Consider the following 13,892-nt stretch of genomic DNA (forward strand, 5'->3'; position numbering starts at 1 on the left):
CTCAACAATTTTAATTAATGCTAAATTAACGGCCTTTGGCTAAAATTAGAAGAGTTTTTGTTAAAGGTGTTTTATGGCTGTTGGCAAGGATACAATTTTCGAGCGCTTTTTGTCGCCCCTGATTCGACTGGCGATCGACGAAGAAGCACTGAAACGACTCTACGAAGGTATTGACTGGGAAACAGCGGGCGATCGCTACCGACAACCAAACCTAGTTTATCCCGAATATTACAGCAGCCAAAACTTTCACGGCATTAAACGCGGCTACCTCAACCCCAGTGCCGCCGTTTCCTACGATCCAATCACGCAATATGTTTTGCCTCCCCACGAAACAGTCGTCAGACAAGGCTTAATTGACGCTGTGCGGGTGAAACCGCGCCGAATTATCGATTTGGGATGCGGCACCGGTTCGACAACGCTCATGCTCAAGCAAGCCTTTCCCGAAGCGGAAGTTGTCGGCTTGGACTTGTCGCCTTATATGCTGGTAGTTGCCGACATGAAAGCGCAAAAAGCCGGCTTAAATATCCAGTGGTTGCACGGAAATGCCGAAAGCGTTGCTTTTCCCGATGCCAGCTTCGATTTAGTGGCAGCTTCCTTGCTGTTTCACGAGACGCCACCTGCTGTATCGCGGGCAATTTTGCGAGAAAGCTTCCGACTGCTGAAGGTTGGGGGACAAGTGGCAATTTTGGACGGAAATCAAAAAACTTTGCGGCAGACAGAGTGGCTGACTGATATGTTTGAAGAGCCTTATATTAAGTCTTACGCTGCTGGCAGCCTCGATGCTTGGGCGGGGGCGGCTGGATTCGCGGCGGTGCAAACTCACGAACACTGGTGGACGAATCAGGTGACGCAGGGCGTGAAACCTTTGCCTGGGGAAGATTTGGAAGAGGCAAAGGTGGCGAGGGGGTGGAATTGGGGCGATCGAACTCCTGATTTTGATGGCGATTTACCGGGCATTCCAGCTCCCGCTTGATGTATTAACTGTTGACTGTTGACTGTTGACTGTTGACTGTTGACTGTTGACTACTAACTAATGACTACTGACTACTGACTACTGACTAATGACTCTAAAAGCAGTTTTATTTGATTTTAATGGCGTGATTGTTAATGATGAGCCAATTCACGAGAAAATAATCGATCAATTGATGCTCGATGAAAATCTCCAGCTCAAACGTGGGGAGTTTCGAGAAGTTTGTTTGGGAAGGAGCGATCGCGCTTGCATTACCGAACTGCTCAAGCGCCGAGGACGATATCTAACAGAAACATATCTCGATCGACTGCTGCAGCGCAAGGCAGAAGCTTACAAATCTCAAATAGATACTTTGGAGAAACTGCCGATTTATCCCGGTTTGGCAGAATTTATTGATAAAATTCGGGTTGCCGGACTGAAAATGGCCGTTGTTAGCGGGGCAATGCGATCGGATATAGAATTGGTGTTAGATCGGGCCGGTTTGGCGGCAAACTTTGAGTTAATTGTCGCAGGGGATGACTTGACGGCGAGCAAACCAGCACCGGATTGCTATTTATTGGCTGTGGAACTTCTCAACCAGAAATATCCCGACTTTAACCTGCAACCGATCGAGTGTTTGGCGATAGAAGATACTTTTGCGGGGATTGAAGCGGCGAAAAAAGCGGGGATTCAGGTTGCGGGTGTGACTCACACTTACCCGTTTCACATGATCCAGCGCCAAGCTAATTGGACGGTGGACTATTTTGCTGATTTAGAGTTGGACAGAGTGGCGGCACTTTGCTAGATCGCCCCCACGGAGCAGGCTGCGGAAAACACTTGACCTTTTTAGCAGTTACGTGCTAGTGTAAGTGACGGTCTGCGAACGTGAGAGCCAGCAAGACCTGTAAGCCTTTTAGATTCGGCAATCCGGCATCTAAAATGCTAAATTAAAACTCAATCAGGGGAATTAGCTCAGTTGGTAGAGCGCTGCGATCGCACCGCAGAGGCCAGCGGTTCGAGTCCGCTATTCTCCATAAATCAGGGGCATTACTACAGGTGACGATCGTACTCAAAGCGAAGTGCGATCGTCACCTGCTTTGATACTCGCTTATTTTGTGCTCTCGACCCGTTTGCTGCCTAAGTTTTAGCATCAATAACTGGTCGAGAGCGAGAAACCCGCTTTCTATTTTGTGCGATCGACCCGTTTGCTGCCTAAGTGGTAGCATCAAGAAGATAATTTATGTAAAGAAACCTGGTTTCTAATTACACACTAATTGCTGAAAAGACGTATTTTGGTGTCTAAACCTGGTTTCCCAAAAAAATCCGGTAAGCCCGTGATCCCAACCCTGATGTCATCAGTCAATCTAAAATCTAACAAGGTATCAGCCCGGTTTCTGCCGCAGTTGCCCTCAATCCCCATAAAACATTCACTTTGTCAAAAACAATAAGTTTTGTAGCTAAAAATACAACAGTCTGCTGAAGCTAGTCTTAATATCAAGTCGCTATGTGTTATTATTCTCAATCATCTGACTCATCTATTCAAGAGTAACAAGAAAAAATGACAAAGCGATTCGATCGGCGGAAATTTCTTTTATACGGTTCTGCTACCCTAACATCAAGTTTATTTCTAAAAGCTTGTAGAACTCCCACTCCAACAGCAACTCCCGCAGCTTCTCCCACATCAACAGGAACTACACCAGCAGCAGCCGGGGGCGGAAACACGATCAAAGTAGGAATTTTGCATTCCTTGAGCGGCACGATGTCAATCAGCGAAAAAAGCGTTGTCGATGCCGAACAATTAGCGATCGAAGAAATTAATAAAGCTGGGGGCGTCCTCGGAAAACAAATCGAAGCAGTAATAGAAGATGGCAACTCAGACTGGCCAACTTTTGCCGAAAAAGCCAAAAAATTGATCGACCAAGATAAAGTTGTCACCGTCTTCGGATGCTGGACTTCCGCTAGCCGCAAAGCAGTATTGCCAGTATTTGAAGAAAAAAATCATATGCTCTGGTACCCCGTACAATACGAGGGTCAAGAGTGTTCCAAAAATATCTTTTATACCGGGGCGGCGCCGAACCAGCAAATCGAACCAGCAGTAGACTGGCTGCTAGAAAATAAAGGTAAAAAATTCTTCTTGGTCGGGTCTGACTACGTTTTTCCCCGCACGGCAAATACCATTATCAAGGCACAGCTAGCAGCCAAAGGCGGCGAATTAGTTGGGGAAGATTACATTCCTTTGGGCGGGACAGAAGTCACGCCAATTATTACTAAAATTAAGGCAGCTTTGCCAGACGGCGGCGTCATTTTCAATTCCCTCAACGGCGACAGTAACGTAGCATTTTTCAAACAGTTGCAGGGTGCCGGTTTGGGCCCGGACAAATATCCGTCAATGTCTGTCAGTATTGCAGAAGAAGAAGTAAAGGCGATCGGCGTAGAATATCTTAAAGGCCATTACGCCGCCTGGAATTACTTCATGACTGTGGAATCTCCGGCCAATACAAAATTTGTGGAAGCTTTCAAGGCCAAATACGGCAAAGATAGAGTGACAAATGACCCGATGGAAGCAGCTTACATCATGGTTTACCTGTGGAAGCAAGCTGTCGAGAAAGCAGGGACAGCCGACGATTTGGAAAAAGTGCGGGCAGCAGCTTTGGGTCAAACCTTTGACGCGCCAGGGGGCACAGTAACGATGGAAGTTAATCATCACCTTTCTAAATTTGTGCGCTTGGGCGAAGTGAGAGAAGACGGTTTGTTTAACATCGCTTTTGCTACACCAGAAGCAGTGAAGCCGGTGCCTTGGAATCAATTTGTCGCTGAAACAAAAGGCTTTGCTTGCGATTGGTCAGACCCCGCAAAAGGTGGAAAATTCAAAGCTTGATAAGTAGGTAATACTAATTTTGTTAACGTTGGCAACCTATCCTCGATTCCCCTAGGGTATGTCTTTAAACCCGGAGATCCCCCCGGCCCCCCTTAATAAGGGGGGAGTAAGAGCATTCTTTCGTCAATCCCTACTCCCTTAATAAGGGGGAACTGGACTCTTCAAAGTCCCCCTTATTAAGGGGGATTTAGGGGGAGCGAGACTTGGCTACAAGCGAAATATACAGAGGGTTTTAGTTCTAAGTTGACACCAATTGGATAAAATCCGCCCCTAATTATCCGCGAACAAAGTTGACTGACTTGATGCAGGAGTAACAAAAGTGGCGATATTAGATGGTTTATTTAACGGCATTAGCATCGGCGCAGTTTTACTAATTGCAGCCTTGGGATTAGCGATTATTTTCGGGCTGATGGGCGTGATTAATATGGCTCATGGCGAGTTGATGATGCTGGGGGCTTATACAACTTTCGTAGTGCAAAATGTCTTCAAAGGTATCGGAGGATTTGCTTTTGAAACCTATATTTTATTTGCAATTCCCCTAGCTTTTTTAGTAGCTGCATTGGTAGGATTAATTCTCGAACGCGGAGTGATTCGCTATCTTTACGGGCGACCGCTAGAAACTCTGCTGGCAACTTGGGGCGTAAGTTTAATTTTGCAGCAGTTTGTCCGCAGCGTTAGTTGGGTGATGGTAATTGGCATTGCGGTGTTTTGTTTGCTGTTTTTTGGCGGTTTGCGGGTGCTGAAATCTCGCCCGGATTTCGATCGCATTCGCAGCCAAATTATTGCCCTAATTTTGCCTTTATCTTTGGGTATTTCCTGGGCGGTGAGCGCTTTTGTAGGGCAAACTTACAAACTGGCAGTAACTCAACCTTGGTTTGGCGCTCAAAATGTGGACGTAACTGCACCGCAATGGTTGCGGGGTGGCATACCGCTGGGCAATTTTCAGTTGCCCTACGCCAGAATTTTTATTATTGTGCTGACCGGAATTTGTTTGGCGGGAATTTACCTATTTTTGCAAAAGTCTGTGTGGGGATTGCGGATTAGATCCGTGACACAAAATCGCAGCATGAGTGCGTGTTTGGGAATTCCTACCGAACAAGTAGACGCGCTGACTTTTGCTTTGGGTTCGGGGCTGGCAGGTGTCGCTGGGTGCGCGATTAGTTTGATCGGTTCGGTAGGGTCAAATACCGGACAAAATTATATAGTCGATACCTTTATGGTGGTGGTTGTGGGCGGTGTAGGCAAGATTGTGGGGAGTGTCGTTGCTGCGATGGCGATCGGCACTGCCAATTACCTGATCGGTTCGGGAACCTTAGCATTAATGTTCGCTCCTATCAAGCCTTTAGCAGACTTCTTCACATTTTTCGCTACAACCAGCATGGCAAAAGTAATGGTATTCGCCTTAATTATGGCTTTTCTGCAAGTGAAGCCGGGAGGGATTTTCCCGCAAAAAGGGCGGACGGTAGAAAATTAAAAATTACAACTGCGAGTGTAGCGAAAAATGCAAAAAAAACATCAAAAAGCCTGGCTAAAAGAAGCGGCAATTGTCAGCGCGATCGCCCTCACGTTCATCTTACTCATCCCAGGAATACTCCCCGATGTTCGGCTCAATCAATTAGGGAGATTTTTAGCACTAGCAATTGCAGCCCTCGGCATAGACTTGATTTGGGGATACACCGGTTTGCTTAGTTTGGGGCATGGGGTGTTTTTTGCGATCGGCGGTTACGCTTTCGCCATGCACCTAAAACTGCAAATTCCCCCAACCGCCAGCAGTCAATTGCCAGAATTTATGAACCTCTACGGCGTTACCGAACTCCCCTGGTTTTGGCAACCATTTTATTCATTTCCTTTTTCAGCATTAGCAGTAGTTCTCATCCCCGCTATCTTGGGCGCACTTTTAGGTTATTTAGTATTCCGCAATCGGATTCGAGGCGTTTACTTTTCAATTCTTACCCAAGCAGCAACCATTGTATTTTTCAACTTCTTTAACGGTCAGCAAAAACTGATTAACGGAACCAACGGACTCACAGACTTTAAAACCTTGTTCGGGGCCACAGTAAATGACCGAGATACTCAATATATTTTCTACATTCTCACCATACTATTTTTAGCAGCAACTTACGCCCTCTGCCGATGGCTGACCAGCGGGCGTTTCGGTCGCCTGCTAGTAGCAATTCGCGACGACGAAGTGCGGCTGCGTTTCTCCGGTTACAATCCCACAGGCTACAAAGTTTTAGTCTTTGCAATTTCCGCCGGTTTAGCCGGGATTGCAGGCGCATTATTTACGGTACAAACCGGAATCATTTCGCCAAAAGCAATGGATATTGCCTTTTCCATTGAAATGGTAATCTGGGTTGCAGTGGGAGGTCGCGCCACATTATCTGGAGCAATACTCGGAGCGCTGCTAGTCAACTTTGGCAAAAGTTTTTTGAGCGAACAATTTCCCGAAGTGTGGCTATTTTTCCAAGGCGCGCTATTTTTAATAGTAGTAACAGTCCTGCCCGACGGCATAGTCGGATGGCTGCAAGATCAAAGTTTCGACCAAATCCGCAGCTTGTTCAGAAAACCGAAGTACGTATCTACTTACCCCAGCCTGGAACAAGACCCCCAAGTGCAGCTCGAAAAAGAAGAACTTGAACATTGAGTGCCAAAATATCGTGTAATTTATAAGTAGGGGGAAATAAATCAATTTCACCTACAACAGACAAACAAAGCAATCGCAATAGACTTGACAAACGCTGCGTTTATCTCTGTCTGAGGAAACGTAATATATATGTACCTACTTAGATATTCGTAGCAAGTAGCTTCGTTCTTTAACTTGAGGGGCAACATATGGCAGATATTATTGACTACAAAATCTACGGCGACGATTTGCAACTCATCGAGATTGAACTCGACCCCAAAGAAGGCGTCAGGGCTGAAGCTGGAACCATGACATACATGGAAGGCGACATCCAAATGCAAACATCCACAGGCGGCGGCTTATTTCAAGGTTTCAAACGAATGCTGACAGGAGCGGGTTTTTTCATTACCACCTTTGTCAACGCCGGAAATCGCAAGGCCCGCGTCGCTTTTGCCGCCCCCTATCCGGGTAAAGTAATTCCCCTAGATTTAGGCCAACTTGGCGGTAAATTTTTGTGTCAAAAAGACTCATTCCTCTGTGCGGCCAACGGCATTGAAATTGAGGTAGCATTCACCAAGCGGCTGGGTGCCGGTTTCTTTGGCGGAGAAGGTTTTATTCTGCAAAAATTGCAGGGTGACGGGCTAGCTTTTGTTCATGCGGGAGGAACAATAGTTGAGAAAAATTTGGGAGTTGGCGAAGTGTTGCGAGTAGACACCGGGTGTTTAGTAGCTTTTGCAGCGAGTGTAGATTACGATATTCAGTTTGTTGGCGGGTTTAAAAATGCTTTATTTGGAGGTGAAGGCTTGTTTTTGGCAAAGATGACTGGGCCTGGTAAAGTATATGTGCAAAGTTTGCCACTCTCGAAGTTAGCTGAACGCATTTTAGCAGCCGCTCCACCTCCAATGTCGAGCAGTTCTAGCAGTTTTAGTTTAGAGTAAACTGCCAGCAAAAAGTAGTAAGTATGGTGTCAGCCAAGGGAAAAAATCTCCTTAATAAGGGAGGATATTTGCCTGCGTAACCTACAAGAGGTATGGGTTGTTGTTTATTAGTGAGTGAATTGTTAATGATGAATGGAAAAGTATTAGAAATAGAAAACTTGACTGTGAGTTTTGATGGTTTTAAAGCTATCAACGGTTTAAATTTCAGCATGGATGCGGGCGAACTGCGAGTTATTATTGGCCCCAATGGTGCGGGTAAAACAACTTTTCTCGATTCCATTACCGGAAAGGTCCAGCCGACAGAGGGCAGGGTGTTATTTAAGGGACAAAATTTACGGAAGTTGTCGGAAGATAGGATTTCGCGCTTGGGAATTGGTCGCAAGTTTCAGACGCCGCGAGTTTACTTGAATTTAACGCCACGCGAAAATTTGGAATTGTCTTGCAGCCGCCATAAAAATGTTTTTTCGACTTTGTTCAAGCCTGCTTCTGCTGCTGAAAAACGCACGGTTGCGGGTTTGTTAGAAACAATTGGTTTAGTTGCTAAAGCTGATATTTCGGCGGGTTTGCTTTCTCACGGGGAAAAGCAATGGTTGGAAATTGGAATGTTGGTGGCTCAATCTCCTGATTTGTTGTTGGTAGATGAACCTGTGGCTGGTTTGACGGATGAGGAAACGATGTTAACTGGAGAGTTGCTGATTTCGTTGGCCCAAAGTCATTCGGTGTTGGTAATTGAACACGATATGGAGTTTGTGCGGCAAATTGCGCGGCAGGTGACGGTGTTGCATCAGGGTGCGGTTTTGTGTGAGGGGACTATGGATGAGGTGCAAAATGACGATCGGGTAATTGAGGTATATTTGGGCAAACCGGAAGAATAGTCAGTTGTCAGTTGGCAGTTGACAGTTGGCAGTTGTCATTAGAAGTCTAAAATCTAAAATCTAAAATCTAAAATTGCTCAATGCCCAATGCCCGATGTCCAATGCCCTATTACCAATCTAAAGAATATGCTGCAAGTTTCTAATTTGAATGTTTACTACGGCGAAAGTCACATTTTGCGCGATGTCGATTTAAGCGTCATGGCGGGGCAAATGGTTTGCTTAATTGGCCGCAATGGTGTGGGCAAAACTACTATGCTAAAAACGATTATGGGGTTGCTGCAACCGCGCAGTGGCACTATTGCTTTTGGCGGAGAATCGATTGCTTCTAAGTTGACTTACCAGCGGGCTAGATTAGGAATTGGTTATGTGCCTCAAGGGCGTGAAATTATTCCACGTTTGACGGTTAAAGAAAATTTATTGTTAGGTTTGGAAGCGAAACCAACCAAAATCAAGAATCCTGAAGTTCCTGATGAAATTTTTGATTTATTTCCGGTTTTGAAAACTATGCTCGATCGCCTGGGAGGTGATTTGAGCGGGGGACAGCAGCAGCAGTTAGCTATTGCTAGGGCTTTGATGGGTGAGCCGCAGTTGCTGGTTTTGGATGAACCTACGGAAGGGATTCAACCATCCATTATTTTAGATATTGAAGCTGCGGTGCGCCGTGTGGTTGCGACTAGGGGAATTTCTGTTTTGTTGGTGGAGCAACATTTGCATTTTGTGCGACAAGCTGACTGGTATTATGCTATGCAAAAAGGCGGGATTGTGGCTTCGGGAAGCACTAGCGAGTTAAGTGATGAGGTGATTCAGAGGTTTTTGGCTGTTTGAGTCAGAAGGAAGTTCGGCAACGGATTCTGTAACGGATGGAAGGAAGAAGGAACAGGGAACAGGGAAACGAGGAAACGAGGAAACGAGGCAGAGTCTCTAGATATTTATTCCCAGGCCGTGGCTGGGAACAAGGAATCAAAAAACTTGTATTCAGTCCCCGTAGGCGGAAAAAAGTTTGACAATAAGCGATTTCAATCGCCCAAGAAACGAAGCATTTTTCTTCTTCCTTCTTCCTTCTTCCTTCTTCCTTTTTCCTTCTTCCTTCTTCCTTCTTCCTTCTTCCTTCTTCCTTCTTCCTTCTTCCTTCTTCCCTCTTCCTTCCATCCGTTACATCCGTAGAGCGAATCCGTTGCCGAACTTCCTTCTTCTATATTATTGATTTTTTCGGCCGTCGGGCATTGTGGTGCCGGCCATACTTGCTCGATCGATACTAGCGCCATCTATATTAGCATTGCGGAGGTTGGCATCGGAAAGATTGGCATCCCTCAAGTCGGAAAATCGCAGGTCTGCACCGTCTAGATTTGTCTTTGTCAAGTTAGCTTTTCTGAGGTTAGCGTTGCTGATTCTTGCTCCTACTAATTCGGCTCGGCTTAAGTTTGTGCGAGCTAGATTGGTGTTGACAAAATCTGAGATCTCGAAGCGACTACCGCTGAGGTTGGCATCTGATAAATCTGATCCTGTCAGGATGGGATTTTTTAAGTTAAGGTTAACTAATTTTACGGCTCGGAGGTCGCAGCGGGAGCAGCTTTGAGTTAGCAGCAGCGTTTCGACGTTGGCGTTGATTTGGTCGATTTGTTGCTGGGAGAAATTTCCGGCAAATTCTGGGGAGACGTAGCCGAGCTTTTTGGGGTCGTTTGCTTTTGGTTGGGGTGTTTGGATTGGGGGTGTTTGGATTTGTTGGGGTGTTTGGATGGGTTGGGGTGTTTGTGGTTGGGGTGTTGGGATGGGTTGGGGTGTTGGGATTGTTTGGGGTGTTGGGATGGGTTGGGGTGTTTGGATGGGTTGGGGTGTTTCTATTTGCCCGATCGCACTTAGTTGCAGCCCCACCTTCGGCAATTCGAGAGTTGCTGCAAAAATTAGTAGGGTGATCGACATTATTGTGAGTTTTTTCATAAATCTATAACTTTTTGTTTGCCAAAATACCATTTATATGGTATAATAGCTCGAAAAGTGAACTCTCTACATTTCGCTAAATAAATCAAAATTCAGATAAAAAACTTCGGAACCATCAGGTGCGCGAATTAACTTTTCTATTACCGGAGGCAGTTGCTGTTGACGGTACAATTCGGGAATCTCGCAAAAGCTTTCTTCGGTAATTTCCAAAATTTTTGGCATATCAGGAAGGGGAATCCCTAACCGATCGCTTTTATTTAAGGTACAAATAATCAGGTATTTGCAGTCAGCCATGCTCGGACTGCTGGGAAATATTTTGGATAAATTAATTATGGTAATCAGTTCTTCTTGATGCCGCAGTAAACTATTACCGTTAGGTAAAGTGCCGTAGGCATTAAAGTTTTTAACAATGCGCTCCACTCGTTCAATAGGAACAGCATAGTAAATATTTCCAAGTTCAAAGGAAACAAATTTTTTAGGGGCAATTCTAACAGTGGCTTGTTTCTTGCTCCGAAAGCGGCGATTGTAATTGGCGTGAGTCATTCGATTTTATATTTTAGATTGAGGATTATTGGATTTTATATTTTAGATTGAAGATTATTGGATTTTAGATTTTAGATTATTCGATTTTAGTAGGTGAGTCGGGTGCGTAGTTCCCACTATTATTCGCGTATTCAATTACTTTTTGCCTAAGTTTTGTTTGAGATTATAGATTATTTGATAGCAAATTTGAAATTGTGGATTAAATTATTGAGTGGTGGATTAATTTGGGGATGGCTTGTAAAAGTTGGGCTTCGCTGTAAGGTTTCGTGAAATATTGATTTGCGCCTAATTCCATTGCCATTTGCCGATGTTTTGCCCCGCTACGGGATGTCAGCATGGCTACAGGAATCTTAGCAAACCGCTCTGTCGATCTGATCGATCGCAACAATTCAAATCCATCCATCCGAGGCATTTCAATATCGACGATCGCCAAACTGCAATCAAGACCATTTTGCAACTTTTCCAGGGCATCCACACCGTCTTTAGCCTGTACCACCCGGTAGCGAGCACGAGTCAGCGTCAGAGACAGCAACTGGCGAATTGTATAGGAATCATCCACTACCAAAATCTGTGGTGACGGACTCGCACTCGGCGGTATCTCCTGGACTTTACCGGAGACAGCGGCGATCGAACTATTTACCCCAGGTTGGCCCACCAAATCATCCACATCCAGAATATTCACCACGCGCCCGTCCCCCAAAATCGTAGTCCCCAAAACGCCGCGAGGCTTGGATAGAGGCGGCGGCAAAGGTTTAACCACAATTTCCTGCTGACCGATCAGCCGTTCCACGGCCACCGCCAGCATTCCTTCGGTAGAAGCCAAAACCAGAACCGGAATTTCCTCTTGGGTCAAAGGGTCAGGAGAGGGGGCATCCGGCCCGACGACGCTGTATTCGAGCAAATCTTGCATTCTCACCAAACGAATAAATTCCTCCCGCCACCACAGCATCGGCTGATTGCCGGCAATGTGAACTTCCGAGGCTTTAATGTGCAGAATTTCCTCGACTGCATCCAGCGGCACTGCTATTTTATTGTGATCGGTCTTCACCATCAAAGCATCAGTAATCGACAGCAGCAGCGGCAGTTTAATGATAAAACTCGTACCTTTTCCCAGGCGAGAGTCTACCTTCACAGTCCCCCGCACAGTCCGCAAATTTGTTCGCACCACGTCGAGTCCTACTCCCCGCCCCGAAAGGTCGCTGACCCCTTCTGTAGTGCTGAAACCCGGCCAAAAGAGAAAATCGTAGAGTTCGGCAATGGAAAATTCTTGAGCTTGTTCCTCCGTAGCCAAACCCTTTGTGACAACTTTACGGCGAATCATTTCCGGGTCAATGCCTTTGCCGTCATCGGCGACAGTAATAATAGTTTGGCCACCTTGGTGGCGGGCTTCTATTTCAATTTGACCGCTGGCCGGCTTGCCGCTTGCTTTCCGAACTTCGGGCATTTCGATGCCGTGGTCGAAAGCGTTTCTCACTAAGTGTATTAAGGGGTCGCGCAAAGCGTCGAGCAAACTTTCGTCAATTTTGGTATCTCTTCCCACTAGCAGCAGGTTGACATCTTTATCGTATGTGAGGCACATCTCCCGCAGAGCTCTGGGCAAGTGATCGACGGCGCGACTGAAACTCACGACTCGCAACTGCATGACGCGGCTGCGTAGTTGTTCGGTAATGCGGCGCAGTTGGTCGGTACTGCGCTCGAATTTCATGGCTAAGGTGTCTAATTTGGTGGCGGAGTGAGAAATTGCTTGGGCAGTTTCGATGACTTCGGCGGCTGTCGAGTGGAACTCTGTATAACGATCCATCTCTAAGATATCGAAGTGAGCATGAAGCGGAGAGGATTTGCCGTTAGCAATCATGGGCAATTCTGTTTCTGCTGCTGCAAGTTTTACCAATCCAGAGTTCCCGTTTCCCCCTCTCCACTCTGCAAAGCTCAGTCTGTCGTATTCTTCTCGCAACTGACCGCCGAATTGGTTCAAATCTACGATATTGCGGCGGATGCGCTTGACTTCGCCGCGCAGTTCGGATTCTTGAAGTTCTAAATTTGTACGGTTGATGACTAATTCCCCGACTAGATTCACCAATTCAGTTAAACGTTCTAAGTCTACCCGGATTGTCGGCCTTTGCGGGTTGGCGACTGGGAGAGTCGGGGAGGGGGGGACAGTTGGGGAGGGGGAGGGGGAGATTTCCGGGGGAGTCGGGGAGTCGGAGAGTCGGGGGGAGTCGGGGGGAGTCGGGGAGGGGGAGATTTCCGGGGGAGTCGGGGAGGGGGAGATTTCGGGGATGTCGATCGCCCTTCCTTCCAATATTTGTTGGCGTGCGGTTTGCAAGTTTTGGGCGATCGCCCAACCCTCGGATTGCAACCGTTGTAGAGTCAAGTTTGGAGAGTCGATCAAATCTCTGAGGGCTGCGGCGACTTTCCCAAAATCCGGCAATTGCAGCATTCCAGCCAAACCGGAGAGTTGGTAGTAAACCTGCTTGAGGGCGGTGACGGTTGTTGCCAAATCTGCCTCGGGAGCTTGGGAAAGCTCGGTTTCTAGGCGATTGAAGAGTGCCGGCACTTGGTGTTCAAAAATCTGTTTCAGGGTTTCCGGGGCGGTCGATTGGCTGACTGTGGGAACTGGCGACGGTTCTGAGTTGCCGTACTTGGCCTGGAACTGATCGAAAATTTGGGCGATCGCCTCCAAGTTTTCCGTTTGATCCGGAGTTGTGACATCCGAGTGTTGAACTGATTCGATCGTAATCTTTTTGAGAGCATCCACCCCCTGCAGCAAAACACTCACAGTAGTCGGTTCCAGGGCAGCCAAGTCTGTGCGATCGCGCAAAATGACAAAACAGTCCTCCAGCGTGTGAGCCGCCGCCGACACGTTTTGAAAGCCCAACATCGAACCCGCACCTTTAATCGAGTGAGCCGCCCGAAACATTTCTTTAACTGCCGCTTGTCGCTCTTTCAAACCCGCCGATTCCATCGCCAGCAGATTCGTCTCCATTGACTGGAGAAACTCTTCGCATTCTGCGGTAAAAGCATCTATTAATTCGTTTAAATCGTCATCATTCATATTAGTTTGTTGTCTGTTGTCTGTTGTCTGTTGGCAGTTTTTTTTATATATGATGTCCGGTTAATTGACTGTAGTTATTGTAGGGGCGGGTTT

Annotated in this window: 12 protein-coding genes and 1 tRNA gene; 9 read left to right on the top strand and 4 right to left on the bottom strand. The window is 46.6% G+C overall.

The features are described 5' to 3' along the window. Window positions 1–73 precede the first annotated feature (73 nt). The 9 genes from QUA07_RS12035 to urtE all read left to right on the top strand — a co-directional run bounded on the left by QUA07_RS12035 (window position 74) and on the right by urtE (window position 9,088). Entirely contained in the window at window positions 74–973 is a 900-nt protein-coding gene (locus tag QUA07_RS12035) for a methyltransferase domain-containing protein (RefSeq protein ID WP_333325306.1), read from the top strand. Window positions 974–1,061: 88 nt separating this feature from the next. Beyond that, a complete protein-coding gene (locus tag QUA07_RS12040; protein ID WP_333325308.1) occupies window positions 1,062–1,754 on the top strand; it encodes an HAD family phosphatase in 693 nt (230 codons plus the stop codon). 156 nt (window positions 1,755–1,910) lie between these two features. Continuing rightward, window positions 1,911–1,983: transfer RNA gene (locus tag QUA07_RS12045), tRNA-Ala, on the top strand. Between the two features lie 524 nt (window positions 1,984–2,507). Then, complete coding sequence (gene urtA / locus QUA07_RS12050) at window positions 2,508–3,827, top strand: urea ABC transporter substrate-binding protein (RefSeq protein WP_333080168.1); 1,320 nt, start codon at window positions 2,508–2,510, stop codon at window positions 3,825–3,827. Window positions 3,828–4,146: 319 nt separating this feature from the next. Then, a complete protein-coding gene (urtB, locus tag QUA07_RS12055) occupies window positions 4,147–5,301 on the top strand; it encodes an urea ABC transporter permease subunit UrtB (protein ID WP_333325312.1) in 1,155 nt (384 codons plus the stop codon). Between the two features lie 27 nt (window positions 5,302–5,328). After that, a complete protein-coding gene (gene urtC, locus QUA07_RS12060; protein WP_333325316.1) occupies window positions 5,329–6,471 on the top strand; it encodes an urea ABC transporter permease subunit UrtC in 1,143 nt (380 codons plus the stop codon). A 188-nt stretch (window positions 6,472–6,659) separates the two neighbouring features. After that, complete coding sequence (locus QUA07_RS12065) at window positions 6,660–7,388, top strand: TIGR00266 family protein (RefSeq protein ID WP_333080163.1); 729 nt, start codon at window positions 6,660–6,662, stop codon at window positions 7,386–7,388. Between the two features lie 128 nt (window positions 7,389–7,516). Next, window positions 7,517–8,263, top strand: a complete 747-nt coding sequence (gene urtD, locus QUA07_RS12070) for an urea ABC transporter ATP-binding protein UrtD (RefSeq protein WP_333140587.1) — start codon at window positions 7,517–7,519, stop codon at window positions 8,261–8,263. Between the two features lie 126 nt (window positions 8,264–8,389). Beyond that, complete coding sequence (gene urtE / locus QUA07_RS12075; protein WP_333211303.1) at window positions 8,390–9,088, top strand: urea ABC transporter ATP-binding subunit UrtE; 699 nt, start codon at window positions 8,390–8,392, stop codon at window positions 9,086–9,088. A gap of 191 nt (window positions 9,089–9,279) precedes the next feature. Here urtE and QUA07_RS12080 read toward each other — a convergent pair whose 3' ends face one another. From QUA07_RS12080 to QUA07_RS12095, 4 genes are all read right to left on the bottom strand, one after another. Further along, window positions 9,280–9,528 (bottom strand): hypothetical protein, encoded by a 249-nt coding sequence (locus QUA07_RS12080; RefSeq protein WP_333325319.1) that lies wholly within the window; start codon window positions 9,526–9,528, stop codon window positions 9,280–9,282. Beyond that, a complete protein-coding gene (locus QUA07_RS12085) occupies window positions 9,461–10,201 on the bottom strand; it encodes a pentapeptide repeat-containing protein (RefSeq protein ID WP_333325322.1) in 741 nt (246 codons plus the stop codon). Before QUA07_RS12085 ends, QUA07_RS12080 begins: the two co-directional genes overlap by 68 nt. Window positions 10,202–10,267: 66 nt before the next feature. After that, window positions 10,268–10,744 carry a chemotaxis protein CheW gene (locus tag QUA07_RS12090; protein WP_333161208.1) on the bottom strand — a complete coding sequence of 159 codons (477 nt, stop codon included), beginning with the start codon at window positions 10,742–10,744 and terminating at the stop codon, window positions 10,268–10,270. Window positions 10,745–10,943: 199 nt separating this feature from the next. Beyond that, entirely contained in the window at window positions 10,944–13,799 is a 2,856-nt protein-coding gene (locus QUA07_RS12095; protein ID WP_333325324.1) for a hybrid sensor histidine kinase/response regulator, read from the bottom strand. Window positions 13,800–13,892: the final 93 nt, after the last annotated feature.

The organism is Microcoleus sp. T3_A4 (assembly GCF_036700465.1).
In the GTDB taxonomy this organism is placed as follows: domain Bacteria; phylum Cyanobacteriota; class Cyanobacteriia; order Cyanobacteriales; family Microcoleaceae; genus Microcoleus.

What these genes read in the sequence shown, in the direction of transcription:
- urtD (WP_333140587.1), top strand. Translation starts at nt 7,517, where the DNA reads ATGAATGGAAAAGTATTAGAAATAGAAAACTTGACTGTGAGTTTTGAT.
- QUA07_RS12080 (WP_333325319.1), bottom strand. Translation starts at nt 9,528, where the DNA reads ATGGCGCTAGTATCGATCGAGCAAGTATGGCCGGCACCACAATGCCCG.
- QUA07_RS12090 (WP_333161208.1), bottom strand. Translation starts at nt 10,744, where the DNA reads ATGACTCACGCCAATTACAATCGCCGCTTTCGGAGCAAGAAACAAGCC.
- urtE (WP_333211303.1), top strand. Translation starts at nt 8,390, where the DNA reads ATGCTGCAAGTTTCTAATTTGAATGTTTACTACGGCGAAAGTCACATT.
- QUA07_RS12085 (WP_333325322.1), bottom strand. Translation starts at nt 10,201, where the DNA reads ATGAAAAAACTCACAATAATGTCGATCACCCTACTAATTTTTGCAGCA.
- QUA07_RS12040 (WP_333325308.1), top strand. Translation starts at nt 1,062, where the DNA reads ATGACTCTAAAAGCAGTTTTATTTGATTTTAATGGCGTGATTGTTAAT.
- urtC (WP_333325316.1), top strand. Translation starts at nt 5,329, where the DNA reads ATGCAAAAAAAACATCAAAAAGCCTGGCTAAAAGAAGCGGCAATTGTC.
- urtA (WP_333080168.1), top strand. Translation starts at nt 2,508, where the DNA reads ATGACAAAGCGATTCGATCGGCGGAAATTTCTTTTATACGGTTCTGCT.
- QUA07_RS12065 (WP_333080163.1), top strand. Translation starts at nt 6,660, where the DNA reads ATGGCAGATATTATTGACTACAAAATCTACGGCGACGATTTGCAACTC.
- QUA07_RS12035 (WP_333325306.1), top strand. Translation starts at nt 74, where the DNA reads ATGGCTGTTGGCAAGGATACAATTTTCGAGCGCTTTTTGTCGCCCCTG.
- QUA07_RS12095 (WP_333325324.1), bottom strand. Translation starts at nt 13,799, where the DNA reads ATGAATGATGACGATTTAAACGAATTAATAGATGCTTTTACCGCAGAA.